Origin of the sequence: Vibrio sp. T11.5 (assembly GCF_027587155.1) — a bacterium.
Lineage (GTDB): Bacteria > Pseudomonadota > Gammaproteobacteria > Enterobacterales > Vibrionaceae > Vibrio > Vibrio neptunius.
In genome coordinates, this window is sequence record NZ_JAPPTP010000007.1 from 1 (window position 1) to 16,416 (window position 16,416).

Sequence of the window (16,416 nt, forward strand, 5' to 3'; positions counted from 1 at the left end):
CCCGAGCTACATGTTGCCGGTAAGCTACACCTATTTGGATAAGCTTCCCGTCACGATCAATGGCAAGCTTGATCGCAACGCCCTACCAGCCCCTAACATTCACTCGACACGTGAATATGTCGCGCCCTCCTCGCCACTAGAGCGCACTTTATGTGAGATTTGGCAAGAGGTCCTGGGGGTGGAGCAAGTCAGTGTCGAAGATAACTTTTTCCGACTTGGAGGTAACTCGATCTCGACAGTTAGAGTTAGTTCGTTACTTCAACAACGCTTGGGGACTGAAGTTCCTCTGTCTTTGATCTTCACTGAGAGCACGATAAAAGCACTCGCTCAGAGCTTGGTCAGTCCAAATATAGAGAGCCTCCACATAGCGCCTTCATTGAACGCAAATAACAATCAATGCATCGTCGAGATCTAATCCCATGCAAGAACTCATAAACCGTATTAAACAAAACAATGCTGCCGTTTGGGTCGAAGAAAATGCATTAAAGGCTGCATTTTCATCTGATAGTGCCGATCTTGAGTTAGTCGCCCAGCTCAAGGCGCACAAAGAGTCATTAATTAGTTATCTCACCGATTTAGAGATAACGAGCCAAGATGATTTCTCTCAGTTATACCCAGAGTTGAATTGGCCCCTTTCATACGCTCAAAAAGGGTTGCTTTTTATCGAGCGACTTGAGCAAGGGACAAGTGCATATCACCTCCCTTATCTAGTTAAATTGGAAGAGCACGCAGATATAGCGAAAATTGAAGCTGCTATCAATGAGGTCGCGAGCCGACATCTCATACTGAAATCCATCTATAAAACAACAGAGGAGGGGCTTGACTATCAGATCCCAATCGATCAAACGATAATAATTAACTCGATTACATGTAAATCCTCAACAGACTGGTACAACGCCATGCGGTATCGCATTCAGCAACCATTCGACTTAGCTGAAGAAATACCTCTAAAGGTGACACGTTACCTCGTCGATGGAGAAGCGTATTTATTGTTTGTCTGGCATCACATTGCCACTGATGGTTGGTCTACAAATCTATTTATTAATGAACTATCCACCGTTTATGAATCTAAATTGAATGGCTCAACTCCACAGCTCCCAAAACTGCCTATCCAGTATTCAGATTATGCACGATGGCAGAATGAGACTTTCCATTGTTCGAAAAAAGAGCAGGTCCATTTAGACTACTGGATGCAGAAACTTGCGGAGTTACCTCAACTAGACATGCCTTTAGACTACCCGCGCCCGGAACATTTCGATTATCGCGGAAATGATTTAAAACTAAAACTAAGCCACAACCTTTCCAATGACCTCAGAGAGTTGTCCAGAAATCAAGGAACAACATTATATACTGTCATGTTGAGTGCCTTTTTTGTCACTTTAGGTGCGTTTTGCCACCAAGATGACATAGTCGTTGGGTCTCCTTCAGAAAATAGAGCACTTCCTGAAACACAGTCACTGATTGGTTTTTTTGCAAACTCTATCGTGATGAGAGCAAAACTAGATCATCAGCACACCGTATCGGAATTGATCGAAAAAATACACCAAACGGTGGCTGAGGCTAAAAAGCATCAGAGCTTACCGTTTGATTTGTTGGTTGATTCTCTTGAAATCGCAAGGAATCCAGCGCTCCATCCTATTTTTCAAGTTATGTTTACCTTGCAGCATTTTGGTGAAGACACACAATGCTTACCCTGGGTTCCTGTGCAATTAGATAGTAAGTCAGGTGTCTATTCCCCTGCCAAGTTCGACCTGAGTCTCTATGTAAGCGATAACTCAAATGAGCTGAGTCTAACCTTCAACTATGCTACAAGCCTTTTTGCTTCTCACTGCATAAATCAGATTTCGGAAGTGTATGTGCGGGTATTAAAGCAATTCGTAAAATCACCTAAAAAACGGTTAAAACAGATCGAGTTTCTAGATGCATTAGATAAGAAGCAGCTACTGACTATTATCCCAAGTAATGTTGACCTCCAACGCTCAGAAATGACATTGGCTCAGGCTTTTGAACAGCAAGTATTGCTATCACCTAACAAAACGGCGGTTGTTTTTCAGCAAGAGTCGCTTACATATAGTGAACTGAATATTCTTTCAAACAAACTCGCTCATGAACTCATTCAAACTTATCAGGGCCGTTATGGCAAACCGATATCAGCGGGGTCGAGAATAGCACTTTACTTAGATCGGGGAAGTGAAATGTTGATCTCAATACTTGCAGTACTGAAAACTAGTGCGGCATACGTTCCCATATCACCCGAACACCCAAGAGATCGAGTAAAATACCTAATTGACGATTCAGGTGCCTCGATGATTGTTACTGACCAAACTCATTGCTCATTCATCGATGCCATATGTGGAGAGACAAGTCTATGCCCAGAAGTGGTATTATCAGAGCAATGCCGAGAATCTGGTGTTGAAGTCAATCCTGCTCAACACTGTGCAACCAGTGATTTGGCATACATCATATACACATCTGGCACGACTGGACGCCCTAAGGGGGTTGCCATTAGCCATCATTCCAGTATGTCACGCAACTTGTATATGGCTGAAAAGGGTAAAACTCAGGGTGATACGTACCTATTCAAAACCAATTATATTTTTGATGTCTCGGTATCTGATATTTTTGCTCACCTTCTCGTCGGGGCAACACTAGTCGTTTCCCCGACTGATTTTAATATTTTCGATCTGCCCAACATCATTCAGGCATATGGGATTACTGCTTGTCATCTAGTACCATCACAGTTCTCCGCTCTATATGCGGCAAACATAACGCTAACGGGCCTAAAAAAGCTGTACTTTAGTGGGGAGAACTTAAGCAATGAGCACTTATCTAAGCTCGATCTTCAAGCCATTAATACGATTAACTACTATGGACCGACCGAAACTGGTGAAGTAACTCTATACCAACCGCGTAATGGAACTGATGGCAATATAATTGGAAAACCGTTTCCTGATCATGTTACTTATGTGGTTGCGAAAAATGGAATGTTGGCGCCGGTCAATTCGGTAGGAGAACTTTGGATCAGTGGCCCTGGTGTTGCATTGGGATACATCAACCTACCTGACTTAACACACGAAAAATTTGCTCCCAATCCATTCCTTTCACTGATTACCAATCCCAATTCACTACACGAGCGTGTATATAAAACTGGGGACCTGGTCAAGCGCCTCTCCAATGGAAATTTAGAGTATGCAGGTAGGGCAGATTCTCAGTTAAAAATCCGAGGACAGAGAGTAGAGCTTTCCGAAATAAAACAAGTCTTACTCGATGTCCCACTTATTCGCGATGCCGTCGTGATTTATCAAAAGAGTGAACCAAAGCACCTGGCAGCTTATATAGTGAGTCAGACTGGTAAAGAAATTGATCTTACTTCGATAAAAACTACATTAGCAGATAGACTACCTGAGTTTATGCACCCAAATAGCTACACTCAGCTAGATACTCTTCCTCTCACCATCAATGGAAAATTGGATGTTTCAGCGCTGCCTAAAGCTGTATTCGAACAACGCTCTACGTATGCTGCACCAAGAAACGAACAAGAGCAATCGATTTGTACTATCTGGCAAGAGGTCTTAAATCAGGGAAATATCGGAATAGATGATGATTTTTTTGCTGTTGGAGGCAACTCATTATTGGTGTTTCAAACCATCAAAACGATACAAAGCAGACTGGGACTTACATACACAGTAAGGGATTTCTATACAAAGAAAACCATACGTGCACTATGTGAAAATGCCTTTAAAACACAAAAACTATCTTGGGAGCAGGAGACGAAGCTTGATCCAAAAGTCGCTCTTTTGCCTAAAGACAAGACTCTCACCTCCCAGAAACATATCCTATTAACTGGTGCTACTGGGTTCGTTGGCAAGTACTTATTAATAGAGCTGCTGAAAAATACAGACGCAGACGTTTTCTGTTTACTCCGAGGTAATGATAAAGTAAGCGCACTTAAAAGACTGATTGTTGGACTTGAGGAGTACAACCTTTGGGACGCAAGCTTCAAGCCTCGGATTCATATTGTTCTTGGTGATTTATCGCAAACACTCCTAGGTATTCCGCCCAAACAGTACAATTCCTTGGCGGCTACAATTGGTTCGGTCTATCATGCGGCCGTATTCATGCACCACCTTGCTACATTTGACACCATGAAAGCAACAAATGTCACTGGTACTGCCGAGATACTCCGTTTTTGCTGTACGAGCAGAAACAAAAAACTGGCGGCTTTTTCTACTGTCGGTATATTTACCCGCACAACACAAAGCGTTGCTAATGAAAACACACCACTAGATATACAGTATCACCAAAATGACGAAGGTTACTGCTCGACAAAATGGATATCAGAGGGATTAATTCTGAAAGCCATCGCTCGAGGCCTAGACTGTAAAATTTTTAGGCTTGGTTTAATTGGTGGTGATCAGAAACATGGAAAAAATGAACCTACACAGTGGTTCTCCCAATTGCTCAGAACATGTCGACTATCGGGGGTGGCCTTCGATGATCAGTACATCGACGTTAGTACTCTGCCTGTTGACTATATAGCAAGGTCTTCCGTGTCATTGATGAAGCAAGGTGATATGGAACAGCGAGTGTTTCACCTAGCAAGTCCATATGAATTGAACTTAAAAGACATTATTTGTAAGTACAACAATCACACAAACAATAGTATTGAGCTGATCAGCTTCCAAGGTTTTATAAAACAGTTAAAAGTACAGCTTGAACAAGGAAAGTCTGTCCCTGTTCCTTATTTCATAAGGCATTACTTTACAATGTCGAATGATGAATTAAATCAAATTACCTTTGAGGGAGGAGCACCAAAAATATGCTCGAAATTAACTCAAGAGAGTCTAGAAAGCATAGGTATACATGTCCCAACTATCGATGACAGATTCCTTAAAAATTATTTTTATTAGGGTTGATAACTAATGAAAACTCATGACAACAATAGAAAACTAAGGCTTAAGCATGCTACAACGGATTAGTAATTTATTTTCCTTATATAAAGGATTACCGAAAGATATCTATTATCTTGCCATTGCTAGATTTATTCTAGGATTAGGCAATTTTATTATACCTTTCATGGTTCTCCTGCTAACTCAAAAACAGGGTTACTCGACCTCGGTAGCTGGTACGTTAGTCATGGTTGTTACTGGTACCTACATGGTTGGTAGCCTCCTTGGTGGCAAACTTTCTGATGCATATGGCCATAAAAATATAATGGTAATTGGTGAGCTGCTTGGGGCTTTAGTCCTTATCGCTTGTGGTTTTTTTGCAGAGCACCATTTGGTTGCACCAGGGTTATTGTTCCTAGGATACTTTTTCATAGGTATCGCAGTACCAGCTAGTAATGCATTAGTTGCCGATCACTCGAATCCTGGAAACCGTGATGCAGTTATGTCGTTAAGCTATCTTGCCTATAATCTCGGTTCAGGGGTTGGTCCGGTAATAGCTGGATATCTTTTCTGGAATCACACAGAGTGGGTTTATTGGGGAAATGGTTTAGCTATTTTCATTGGGATACTGGTTGTGGCTTTCTACGTCAAAGCTAAACCCGTTAATATTGAAGATGAACAAGAGGTATCTGAACTAGAAAAGAATATCGATGGAGGAGTTTGGTCTGTCTTCAAAGAACGCCCTCGCCTTATTGTTTTTGGTGTTTTATGTACCTTGCTTTGGTTTACTCTTAACCAAATGACCTTAACAAGCCCCCTATATTACAGCCACACCTTTGACAAAGAGGGTGCAATTCTGTTTGGTCAGCTAATGACTTTTGCTAGTATTGCCGTCGTGCTTATTACTCCCATTCTAATGAGGCTTACTTCTAAGCACAGCGAACTTAATAGCTTAGCAATGTCAGGAGTTCTCTTTGTAGTCGGGTATGGCTTAGTCGTCTCTTATACAAACATCCCAATGCAGTTTGTTGCGTGGTTTTTTCTTGCCGCCGCCGAGGTTCTCCTCTTAACCAAAGAGGGTATTTACATTGCCAATCAATCACCTGCTAGTCACCGGGGAAGAATCAGCGGTATTTTGCTTACCATAAGAAATATAGGACTTATGCCAACATATATGTTTATGGGTTCATTTATTGACGATTTTGGCTACCAAAGCGCGTGGCTTTTTATTGCTGGAGCCTCAACATTGGCTGCATTATCGTTCTGGTTATTGTATCTGCAGCAAAAACGCGCATCTCATCTCAATAAAATCGAAGCTATCTGATAATAGTTTTTTGGGCTAATTCGCCAAATAACACATTAAGGTCTTTCTTTTTATATCATCTAAAGCAAGACCTTGATTGCTTTACTTACTACGATAAGTAGCCCGATAGAGCGGTTCTTCAGAAGTCTAAAAACAGAATGGATACCAGTACCGGGTTATCGTAGTTTTAGCGAAGCAAGAGAGCATATAATTCGTTATATCACAGGTTATTACAGCCAACTCTGGCCCCATCAAACAAATGATGAGCTGTCGCCAGTGGATGCCGAAAATCGGCTTAAATCTGTGTCCGGAATTTGTTGACCACTACAGTAAGACATTGCCTTGGTGAAATTTAGATAGCAAAACGCCGCTAATAAAAGCCGTTTTAAATCGCCTTTAAGCACAACTTCTAGCGGAGTTAGACCAGATAGCGCTGGAATTGCGTAAGTTAACCATTCTGCTCTTTTAAAGTAGGGTGTTGTGAAAGAATGTACTCTATAGACTTCAACTGGGTATCATCCTCAAGTTCAACTTTGCGTAAAGTCAATGAGCCATCGTTATTGTCGAGCCATTCGATTTGATCGCCTTCTTCCCATTGCAATTATTCTTGCAGAATTTCTGGAATGTTGAGGAAAGCTTCACCATCACAGGTCGTCTCAATTTTAACTTTCATTGCTGCTTAGAACCTTGTTCTATTCACATGGTGATTTATGACACGCTTACTCTAGTTTAGCAAAACAGATTGCCACTGATTGGAACGAACATGCAACTAGCAAACTAAACATAAGTTACTTAAATTACACTTTTAAATAATTTCTTATATAGGCACTTCAAAAGTAACTTATAATGAACTTATATGTTAAGACGACCCCAAAAGTAACAAAAGTACATTAAAAGGCACTTATGAAAAAAGGTAAAATGGTAAAGGCACAACCTATGCCTGATTTGAATACCGAGTTCAGTATGGAAACGCTGGGAGCCGCCATTCGCTCAAAGCGCACCGATAGAGGCTGGCGTATTGATGATCTCGCTTCAAAAGCCAATTTATCTCGTAAGACAATCATGAAGATTGAAAAAGGCGATACTAGCGTCACCTTTGCCAATGTACTTGTTCTCATGGATATTTTAGGGCTGTCGTTACGCCTTATCGACTTAAACCTACTTGTTCGTCCACACAACCAAATAACCTACCAAGACGAAAACAACGTGATAAGCAATGAGGATGGTTGGTATGAGTAAGTTGCAACAATTAGACGTGTTTATCGGTACGAATACCAAAATTGGTCGTTTAATTCTTCCTGTCGGAACAGAAACAGAGTTCTCATTCATCTATGAAGATGAATGGCAACTCATGGGTTTCCCGATTTCTCCACACATCCCTGTTGATGATAAGCCTTCGCCACGAAGTATCGAGAACTATCTCAGAAATCTACTTCCTGAAGGAGAAGCCTTTGAGGAGATGATACAAAACACCACTATTCCCAAAAGCAATACGTTTGGGCTAATTCGTAAGCTTGGTGCGGAAACATCTGGCGCATTATCTTTTCGAGTCCCAAACTCAGAACCTGAGGAAACCCGCTTTAGAGCTGTCTCTGATGATGAACTAATAGAACGACTAGAGCGAAATTTGGCACCATTAGTGTATTGGGACGGTAAGGTTCGCCTTTCGGTTGCCGGTGTGCAAAACAAGTTAAACTTACTTAAGCGCGGTGATGAATGGGGATTTGGTGAAGGAAAATTGAGTTCGAACTACATTCTGAAGTTTGAAAGCGGTAAAGCACCGTGTATTGCTGTGAATGAGTTCTTTTGCATGACATTAGCTAAGCTAACAGGTTTGGACGTCGCGAATGTTGAGTTAACCCGTATTGGGAAGACTAGGACACTTGTCATAGAGCGGTTCGATCGTGCCTATATCGAGGCTCGTGATGTCGTTCAACGAAAACATGTGATTGATGGCTGTCAGGCGACTGACTTACCTCCAGGTTACAAATACGAGCGTCAGAATGGGGATGGAGGTGATGGTGTATATATGCGTGATGGCGTTTCTTTCCCACGCCTACTGAGCGTCAAAACCATAGACACAGTAATCACCAACCTAAAGCTTACCCAATGGATGCTGTTTAATCTAGCAACACAAAACTACGATGCTCATGGTAAAAATATTAGCTTCTTCGTCACCCCTAAAGGCCTTGAACTGACCCCTTTTTATGATTTAGTCAACATAGAAGCTATTGCTCAAGAGGGAGCAAAACGCAACTCACAAAGCGGTAAATTGTCTGCTGATGAAGGGCGTGCCGCCAGTATCCCTAAATATTTTGCAATGTCGATTGGAGATTGGGAAAGTGAGGATTTTCAAAATCCGCCGCAAGGTAACTTCAAATACCCTATTACCAGCTATGATTTAGCTGAATTCGGTGCTCTGCTCGGCTATTCAGGCACCAAAATGGCTTCCATAATTGCAGAAACCATTGGTGCCATAAAGAATGCCCTGAAAGAAACGGTTGGACTTACCGAAGCTCAAGGAATCGATGACGGAGAGCGTGAACACATAGAACTCTGTGTCTCACTAATCCAAACAGAGTGTGACTACTTGTTAGCGCAAGCCGACAGTGTGCCAGAAATGAGTAAGCTTCTTTAAGAGCCAATGCAGGGGCGATCTTTAGCAATTTGTCATTACTTAGCCATTTGAATCATTTTTGTACAAAAGCACGTTAGGCTATGGATTCTAACGTGCCAAAATTGGATTAGAAAAAGTATCTTGAAAACCTAAATATTTTGTATGCGCTTTTCACAACTTACTCATACAAGTACATTTCATCTTCTACGTCAGACAAAAACTCTGTTAATTCCCACTCGAAGCCAGCTTTGTCGAAAAAATACGCCCTTTTACGATATGTCTCTTCGGGAGCAAAAATACCTCTACGATATCCTTGTTCAATCAGGCGGCTCTCTGTAGCTTCAAGGTCATCCACAACCAAGCCAATATGGTTTAGCCCGTAGTTTTTATACGTTTTTTGAAAATTTTGGGGAACAATTGAGTCTAGATGGGGCTCTTGAAGTGCAAAATAGCTTTGCTTGTTGCCCACATGAACCCAACGATGTCTATCTGGAGACTTAACATCTTTTCGTACATTAAAATCCGGAGCTACAATAACTAAAAATGCCAATGCAGCGTCAATATTTGGAACTGTAATATTTAAATGCTCGATCCTTGTCATGTTCAAATATATCCTTTTTATCAATGAGCTAAAGTATCAACTCAAAGTAGCCTAACTCCTCAACTTAACTTGAGATCAAGCAAAGATTTACGCCATCGCATAACATTTTATAGGGCAAAAGCACATTAACGGGATGTGAATGAGTGAAAGGTATACCAAATAATGGGGCAGAAATGAGTCCATCCTGCGTAATTGACTTGCAAGTAGAAGTGGAGATTTTTAAACCACATACAAGCCAACCTGTCCGAAAGACACGTTGGTCATGTATTTAACAAACGATTGGACAAAGCTTCTTAGCTATTTGATCGATTCTACATTTAACCGTCAATAAACTCGTCTTGACGTGCTATAAATTTTTCAAATACTTCTGATGGAGTGATTTAGGGACAGGCACCATAAGCTGCGTTTTTCTGTCTAAGCTGATTTAGGGACAGGCACCATAAGTTGCAGTTCCTTATCTTTTGAGCATATAACATGCTTAATAACAGGCAGTCTCGTTTTTCTGTCTGACTTGCCATTAACCTATCATAAGCAACTGAAAATCAATATAAATGCATCAAGATATACATCGCATCAATATATAAAAGCGAGCGTGGGGGTATATTAGCAAGAAGAGTGAAAATTCTATTACTAACAATAATTTAGAGCGAGTAACCTACTCCAAATCTCAGTGATTCTGTGCCTGCTCGTTGATAGCCAATTAACGCGAGGTGAGAGTTTGCTCTGCCTTAAGCGTTTTAACGATGCCGTCTCGCTGACTCTCGCTCAGCGGAAACCAACGGTTCTTCTGGATCTGCGGTTCAGACAGTACCTCAAGCAATGCATCTGGGCTGAGTTTCGCCTTCCCATGCGCCACCAGCTCGATCGGCTGTGCACACAAAGACTGTAAACGACAAATACATTGGTCAACGTCTTGGGTAAAACACAAGTTATAGGCATTTTGGTTCTGCATCTTGATTAAACAAAGATCGGGAGTGCCACTAGATGGGGAGCAGTGCTCAGTAAAGCGATTGAGTTGCGCTTGTCTAATAATCGCTTCGAGCCAGCTGTATTTGGACGTTTGTTTAGGGTCGGGCCCATTGAGCAGCGTCGATAAATCACGCATATGGGAGCGAATCGATTCAGGCTCGGTGTGAATGCGATAGCAAATAGAGTTGAGAACCTTCAGAACGTGATCGTCTGTGAGCTTTGGCATGGTAACCTCCAACAGGAAAACATTTCCATCACCACACAGAGACCCCATAACAAAGGGTGGTGAACTGAACAAGGTTGAACCTACCGCACACATGGAAACGGCCAGCCGAAGCTGCCTCGCCCAGCCCACCGTAATACCGAATTGAATTGCGCAATAACTAAGCAATTCAGGTTTCGACGGATGCGCCGAGGCCGCACATGATGAAGGCTAAGGTTCAGCCGGCATCAATGCGCCATGTGTAAGTTGCAGGGGTTCAATCCTGGCACTGGATTTTGCCAGTGCTTTTGCAGGATATCGCTGGGGTTCTGAAGAGTCAACGGTTTCAGCGCGTAGGCCGATTAACTGTTCAAAAATCAGTACCTTGTAAAGAGGTGTGTTAACAATGTGTCGAGTAAAGGATGAGGTTTAGACAAGGCCATCACAGAAAACGGCTGCTATTGTTTAAGGCTGAGAAGAGAAGTGATTTAGGGACAGGCACCATAAGCTGTTTTATAAGCTATTTTCGCTGGGTTTATTAAATGCGCTTGGTACCACTAATTTGAAGTTATCCTAGCTTGATTTGAGGCCAAGGAAGTCACGCAAAACGAAGTGACCTTAGCTTCTCTTCTTCTGCTATCTGACTTAGCTCTTTTTGCTTCTGCTCTTCGATGTACTGATCAAACTCAGCACCTTGCACTAAGCCTTGCATACTCTTAGCGTGGGTAAGACATTGCTTTGGTGAAATTTAGATAGCAAAACGCCGCTAATAAAAGCGGCGTTTTAAATGGGTGGAAGCCCCAGCCACATCCCGGCACACAAGTCACTCGCTGCGGCTGCTTCCTTCCGGACCTGACCGAGTTCACGAGCTATTGTTGCGGGAGGACCAGGGCCTCCATAGATTCTGTTTCCTTAGCATGGCTAAGGAGTGAGGGGATTATCAGCCATCACCGCAGGTAATTCAAGGGAAATTCCTAATATTTCCTTCGATTTAGTGCCAAGTGATTAGTCGTTAACCACCCTGACTTAAATGGACAACATTTTGCTCATGAGACTGACTACTTCGCATACCTTGATGACTTTCTCGTTTATGATCGTACATGGCTTGGTCAGCTTGATTAAGAACTTCTTGCAGGGTCATCAGCCTTTCTCTCGGAAAAGACACGCCTATCGCTACGGAGAGTTCCAAAGACACCTGATGCGCTTCAGATACAAAATGTATAGTGGAAAGCTTCTCCAAAAGTGAGTTTAAAGATTGCGAATCTGGCTGGCCAATAAGAATAAACTCATCGCCACCAATTCTATATCGGTACCCTTTCCAGAAACGTTCGATTTGTTCTGCCACCGCGCGCAGAACCTGGTCACCGATTTCATGACCGTAGGTGTCATTGATGAACTTAAAGCGATTCACATCCAGATAGAGCAAGGTGTAATGAGCACTTATACCCGAGCGGAAACGCCTGTGCATTGAACGTCGATTCTTGAGCCGGGTCAGATTGTCTGTGGTTGACTGGTTGTGAAGATACATAGCGACAATTGCTAGGAAGGCTAACACCAGCATAAATAACGCCCTGATATGACGCGAAAAGCGCTGTTCCGCCTCAAGGGTGGCTTTCCAGTCTGGCCGATAGTCATAGCGTTGGACAATTCGCTCGGTATCTATCATTTTCAGCGCCCGACTGAATAGAGGAGCTAGCGATGCCCCTATCTGATTTTTAGCAAAACCAATCGCGATATCTGAAGTGTAATACCCCCCTATCAACGGATCTTCCTTCAAAGGAAGGAGATCTTTTGACTCTCGCAAAAGCGAATTAAAGTTGGCTCGGCTTATCGCAATGTAGTCGACTTCATGATTCATTAACGCCTTCAGTTGCGACTCACTGCTGTCGTAGGTGAGTAATGTTTTCTTAGGCAGCAATCCCCTGAGTAGCTCCTCATAAAAGTCATCTTTTACCACACCGACACGCTCAGCAATCAGCTCTGATACATTGCTATATACATTATCTTTGTAACCTTCGCGCTTAACCAATATCGCTTCGGGCTGATAATACGGTTCACTGTAGTAAACAAGATCTTTGCGAACTTCAGAGATAGCAATCGGAGAGAGTACATCTATTCGCTTGGCAAGCAAATCACCATACATACTTTCCCAAGATTCATCCGCTGTGCTTTCAATCTGACAATTCAACATCAGAATATCGCAAGCTTGAACAACAATATCCGCGGTAATACCGTTGATAGAACCATCCTTGTGGTACGTGGCGTATTGACCGATATTTTCTATTTTAACTCTGAGTGGGCGATTAAAGTTGATACCACTACTGAGTACCGCTTGTCGTAGTGCCTGCTGACGGATCTCAAACTGATATTGATTGATAGATTCGCGCAACAGTTTCTGCACTTCAGCACTGTGTAAATAGTGCTCAATCCTTTTTAACAAAGCCGGATGGGCACCTTTACGTGCGACGATGGAGACAGGTTTAATTGAAAGCTGATTGTTAAGTAGCTGAGCGTCATAACCCTCAATCAACATAGGCTTGAGCTGATTGATAGCATCAACCACACCACCCACACTCCCTTGCTTGAGTAATGTTAACGCTTCCGACTGACCAGAGTACTCTACCAAGGTTATCGAGGGAAACGCGTTGCGTATTAGCTCGCCATAGATGGTACCTTTTGGCACACCGACAGTGCGAATCCCGTCCAATGTAGCATTCGTAGCACTAAATACGTACGTATATTCAATATTGGTTGGACTAGAGAAGTCGAAATTTAACGCTCTCTCTGGTGTAAAAGTCACGTTCGCCGCGAAGTCACTCTCTCCAGCTTTCACTGAGTCAAGGATTGCGCCAAAGCTGGGATAATAGACGTATTCAATATTAAGAGAAAACTTAGACGCAACGGCATCGAACAGGACGCGCGTCACTACGTCGTCTGCTTCAATGGCAACTTTGTAATTGGGAGTCTGGGCTTTGACGGGCGGAAACCAGATAGTAAAAATCAAGACAGCTATCCAGCCGAAGCGTCGTTTTATTAGCATAGAGAAGGTTCAAAAAGGCAGTGTGACGAGTAGGTGGTTACGTGCAACCACACAATAAGTGATGTTTAAAATATGCGCAATTCTGGCATAGATAATGAAATTGTCCAAGCGCATATTTTAAAATCAATTTATTATTTTTGATTACAAATCGGCTTCTTCTTCTGAGCTACGCAGAATATAGTCTGTCATCCATGCGGTACCCAGTAGGCAAATCCACACAACAAACACTGGGTTTGGCACCTCAACCGTTGGCGTGACGACCAATGCCGCAAACCCGACCGTAGGGAGTGTCCAGCACAACAGCTTGCCCCAGTGAAAGCTTTCTAACTTAGCCAAGCTTTCCATAGACGCGAATATCCCCGTGACACAGAGTGCAACCAATGCTGCGTAGGGTAAGTCAGCCATCCACAGAGGTAAAATAAGCCCCAACGCCCACCAACTGTGCTGGTTATTGGGTTGCCAATAACGTACAGCCCACCATGTCACTATCACCGCCAACGTCTGCACCACGGTGACTACGGGTTCTCCACCGAGTTTGCCCGCCGACTGAGTCGTCATAATGCCCACCTGCAAGGTCACCACAATCAGTGCCGCGGTCAATACGACACCTAAAGTGCTTCGTCTGGAAAACACCACCATCATTAGTGGAAATAGGATCCACTGACTCATCGATAGTGCAATCGGCTGATGCGGCAACGTCAAACCATAGGTTGTGAGTGCCGCCATCAAAATAAGTCCGGCACTGCCCTTGTTCGGAATGATCCATAACGCAGGAATGATCAACGCCAAAATTGGAATGTCGCCGTCACTCAGACTGATAGCCCGAGCACAAACCACGGCCAACAAGGTTGTCACTATGAACTGAAATGTAGAAAATACCATGCCCTCTCCTCATCCCTTCCATGGAAAAATCGAACTAGGACAACATCATTATGGACCAGTTTTTAGTGCAAATCTTTGCGGTGATTCACCAAATTCCATGTGGAAAAGTCACGACTTACGGCGATATTGCCAAGCTTGCCGGTTATCCAGGCTATGCGCGCCATGTTGGAAAAGCCTTGGGGAACCTGCCAAAAGATTCCAAACTTCCTTGGTTTAGGGTCATTAATAGCCAAGGAAGGATTTCACTAAAAGGGCAGCATTTAGTCAGACAAAGGGAGTTGCTGATAGCAGAAGATATTGAAGTCACCAACGATGGAAAGGTGAGCTTGAGAAAGTTTCGCTGGCAGCCCTAGGCTGCCATTTTACAGCCCAGATTATTGACTGACGTTCACTAAAACTAGGTCAAGTTGGCTGGTCTGTTGACGATCGGTGATAACCGGATATACGGTATCACTGATGAAACGCAATTGGCCTTCCACCTCGATTCGAGCACTGACGCTATAAGTGTGATGGGGCTTTATTTTTCTGGGATCAAACGCTAAATCAAATTTAAAAGGAACCTGAGTACCTCCCGTTTCAAATCGGTGTTTTGCTATCACTGTCGCGGGCGCATCAGCGAGTGAGATATCTTGTAGAGTCACTATCACCAGGGCGTTTGCGGGTAACGCAATACGTTCTCGGTATGTAATCGTACCTGTAATGGCATCTATTTTATCGTCTTTAGTCGGTTTTGCTGGGGACTGGCAACCCAACAATGTCAGCCCAAGTAAAGCGACCACTAGTAGAGTTAATCCTTTCTTCATAACCCCTCACTAACTTATTAAAATTCCAACTATTATAGATTTGACTCTCTGGTTTGTCATGATGTGAACCAGCAGAATTCTCCACCCTGAGTCTAAAGATATTTTTATAACTTAATGTTCAAGTATCTGTTTAACTGATCAATTTGTGCTTAGAATAAGGCTATATTGATGAAATTGTTAAAGGTGTGAGAATGAGTAAGCCTCTCGACGAACTTCTAGAACTATTACAACTGGAAAAGCTAGAAGAAGGGCTTTTCAGAGGCCAAAGTGAGAACCTTGGCTTGCCTCAGGTATACGGTGGTCAAGTGATTGGCCAAGCACTCTCTGCCGCTCGATACACAGTGGCTGATGATCGAACTGTTCATTCATTTCATAGCTATTTTCTCTACCCTGGGGATCCGGAAAAGCCGATTGTATATGATGTAGAAAACTTGCGTGATGGAAGAAGTTTTAGTACTCGCCGTGTCAAAGCCATCCAAAATGGTCGACCGATTTTTTATCTCACCGCCTCTTACCATGGTGAGGCCCCAGGTTTTGAGCATCAAAACGCCATGCCAGACATTCCAGGCCCTGAGAATTACGCTTCTGAATCAGAGCTTGCTGAACAAATAGCAGACTTTTTGCCAGAGAAAATCAAAGTGGCATTTTGTGGTGAGAAACCGATTGAAACTCGCCCTGTAACAGTGGTGAACCCACTAAAACCCCACAAAGAAGAAGCAAAGCAATATCTGTGGATTAAGGCCAACGGAGCCATGCCGGACAACCAACTCATTCATCAATATCTTCTCGGCTACGCTTCAGACTGGGGCTTTCTGGTCACCGCATTGCATCCACATGGCGTATCACTGATGACGCCTAATTTCCAAGTCGCCACCATCGACCATTCAATATGGTTCCATCGACCTTTTAAGATGGATGAGTGGTTGCTCTACGTGATTGAAAGCCCGACGGCCAGTAATACGCGTGGCTTAGTGCGTGGTGAGATCTATAACCGTCAGGGTCATCTGGTCGCTTCTGCCGTTCAGGAAGGTGTGATGCGGTTTACCAAATAGCCTTTCCCACAAAAGAGACCGAATGTCAGAATTATGTATACTCTAAACCCATCGGGTT

Annotated in this window: 13 protein-coding genes, 1 other RNA gene and 1 pseudogene; 8 read left to right on the forward strand and 7 right to left on the reverse strand. The window is 43.1% G+C overall.

Features of this window, described 5'->3' with window-relative positions; genetic code table 11:
* The 4 genes and pseudogenes from OH455_RS09230 to OH455_RS09245 all read left to right on the forward strand — a co-directional run.
* Positions 1–415, forward strand: a 415-nt coding sequence (locus tag OH455_RS09230; protein WP_269981176.1) for a phosphopantetheine-binding protein, incomplete at its 5' end; no start/stop codon positions are given.
* A 4-nt stretch (positions 416–419) separates the two neighbouring features.
* A complete protein-coding gene (locus tag OH455_RS09235) occupies positions 420–4,910 on the forward strand; it encodes an amino acid adenylation domain-containing protein (protein ID WP_269981177.1) in 4,491 nt (1,496 codons plus the stop codon).
* Between the two features lie 52 nt (positions 4,911–4,962).
* Positions 4,963–6,213 (forward strand): MFS transporter, encoded by a 1,251-nt coding sequence (locus OH455_RS09240; protein WP_206372289.1) that lies wholly within the window; start codon positions 4,963–4,965, stop codon positions 6,211–6,213.
* Between the two features lie 96 nt (positions 6,214–6,309).
* Positions 6,310–6,513, forward strand: a pseudogene (locus OH455_RS09245) (integrase core domain-containing protein); the annotation flags it as partial.
* Positions 6,514–6,640: 127 nt separating this feature from the next.
* Here the strand turns inward: OH455_RS09245 and OH455_RS09250 are convergent.
* On the reverse strand, positions 6,641–6,793 hold the full coding sequence (locus OH455_RS09250; RefSeq protein WP_269981178.1) for a hypothetical protein: 153 nt from the start codon (positions 6,791–6,793) through the stop codon (positions 6,641–6,643).
* Positions 6,794–7,095: 302 nt separating this feature from the next.
* Here OH455_RS09250 and OH455_RS09255 point away from each other — a divergent pair, with 302 nt between their 5' ends.
* Together OH455_RS09255 and OH455_RS09260 are read left to right on the forward strand one after the other, a co-directional pair.
* Positions 7,096–7,431: a helix-turn-helix domain-containing protein gene (locus OH455_RS09255; protein ID WP_269981179.1), complete on the forward strand. Its 336-nt coding sequence runs from the start codon at positions 7,096–7,098 to the stop codon at positions 7,429–7,431.
* Positions 7,424–8,830 carry a HipA domain-containing protein gene (locus tag OH455_RS09260; RefSeq protein ID WP_269981180.1) on the forward strand — a complete coding sequence of 469 codons (1,407 nt, stop codon included), beginning with the start codon at positions 7,424–7,426 and terminating at the stop codon, positions 8,828–8,830. The genes OH455_RS09255 and OH455_RS09260 overlap by 8 nt, the downstream gene beginning before the upstream one ends.
* A 157-nt stretch (positions 8,831–8,987) precedes the next feature.
* Here the strand turns inward: OH455_RS09260 and OH455_RS09265 are convergent, their stop codons facing one another.
* The 5 genes from OH455_RS09265 to OH455_RS09285 all read right to left on the reverse strand — a co-directional run bounded on the left by OH455_RS09265 (position 8,988) and on the right by OH455_RS09285 (position 14,503).
* Positions 8,988–9,410 (reverse strand): VOC family protein, encoded by a 423-nt coding sequence (locus tag OH455_RS09265; RefSeq protein WP_206371294.1) that lies wholly within the window; start codon positions 9,408–9,410, stop codon positions 8,988–8,990.
* 700 nt (positions 9,411–10,110) lie between these two features.
* Complete coding sequence (locus OH455_RS09270) at positions 10,111–10,605, reverse strand: hypothetical protein (protein WP_269981181.1); 495 nt, start codon at positions 10,603–10,605, stop codon at positions 10,111–10,113.
* 771 nt (positions 10,606–11,376) lie between these two features.
* Positions 11,377–11,473: signal recognition particle sRNA small type (gene ffs / locus OH455_RS09275), an RNA gene on the reverse strand.
* Between the two features lie 120 nt (positions 11,474–11,593).
* Positions 11,594–13,621: a GGDEF domain-containing protein gene (locus OH455_RS09280; protein WP_269981182.1), complete on the reverse strand. Its 2,028-nt coding sequence runs from the start codon at positions 13,619–13,621 to the stop codon at positions 11,594–11,596.
* 141 nt (positions 13,622–13,762) lie between these two features.
* A complete protein-coding gene (locus OH455_RS09285; RefSeq protein WP_269981183.1) occupies positions 13,763–14,503 on the reverse strand; it encodes a hypothetical protein in 741 nt (246 codons plus the stop codon).
* A gap of 50 nt (positions 14,504–14,553) precedes the next feature.
* On the opposite strand from OH455_RS09285, the gene OH455_RS09290 reads away from it, so the two are divergent.
* Positions 14,554–14,856 (forward strand): MGMT family protein, encoded by a 303-nt coding sequence (locus OH455_RS09290; RefSeq protein WP_045975458.1) that lies wholly within the window; start codon positions 14,554–14,556, stop codon positions 14,854–14,856.
* A gap of 21 nt (positions 14,857–14,877) precedes the next feature.
* On the opposite strand, the gene OH455_RS09295 is transcribed toward OH455_RS09290, so the two are convergent.
* Entirely contained in the window at positions 14,878–15,306 is a 429-nt protein-coding gene (locus tag OH455_RS09295; protein ID WP_269981184.1) for a YbaY family lipoprotein, read from the reverse strand.
* A gap of 191 nt (positions 15,307–15,497) precedes the next feature.
* Here OH455_RS09295 and tesB point away from each other — a divergent pair, with 191 nt between their 5' ends.
* On the forward strand, positions 15,498–16,358 hold the full coding sequence (gene tesB, locus OH455_RS09300; RefSeq protein ID WP_045975460.1) for an acyl-CoA thioesterase II: 861 nt from the start codon (positions 15,498–15,500) through the stop codon (positions 16,356–16,358).
* The last annotated feature ends 58 nt before the right edge of the window (positions 16,359–16,416 follow it).

Bases quoted from the DNA above. Each gene is read 5' to 3' on its own strand.
- OH455_RS09265 (WP_206371294.1), bottom strand. From the start codon at position 9,410: ATGACAAGGATCGAGCATTTAAATATTACAGTTCCAAATATTGACGCT.
- tesB (WP_045975460.1), top strand. From the start codon at position 15,498: ATGAGTAAGCCTCTCGACGAACTTCTAGAACTATTACAACTGGAAAAG.
- OH455_RS09285 (WP_269981183.1), bottom strand. From the start codon at position 14,503: ATGGTATTTTCTACATTTCAGTTCATAGTGACAACCTTGTTGGCCGTG.
- OH455_RS09270 (WP_269981181.1), bottom strand. From the start codon at position 10,605: ATGCCAAAGCTCACAGACGATCACGTTCTGAAGGTTCTCAACTCTATT.
- OH455_RS09295 (WP_269981184.1), bottom strand. From the start codon at position 15,306: ATGAAGAAAGGATTAACTCTACTAGTGGTCGCTTTACTTGGGCTGACA.
- OH455_RS09280 (WP_269981182.1), bottom strand. From the start codon at position 13,621: ATGCTAATAAAACGACGCTTCGGCTGGATAGCTGTCTTGATTTTTACT.
- OH455_RS09235 (WP_269981177.1), top strand. From the start codon at position 420: ATGCAAGAACTCATAAACCGTATTAAACAAAACAATGCTGCCGTTTGG.
- OH455_RS09290 (WP_045975458.1), top strand. From the start codon at position 14,554: ATGGACCAGTTTTTAGTGCAAATCTTTGCGGTGATTCACCAAATTCCA.
- OH455_RS09240 (WP_206372289.1), top strand. From the start codon at position 4,963: ATGCTACAACGGATTAGTAATTTATTTTCCTTATATAAAGGATTACCG.
- OH455_RS09255 (WP_269981179.1), top strand. From the start codon at position 7,096: ATGAAAAAAGGTAAAATGGTAAAGGCACAACCTATGCCTGATTTGAAT.
- OH455_RS09260 (WP_269981180.1), top strand. From the start codon at position 7,424: ATGAGTAAGTTGCAACAATTAGACGTGTTTATCGGTACGAATACCAAA.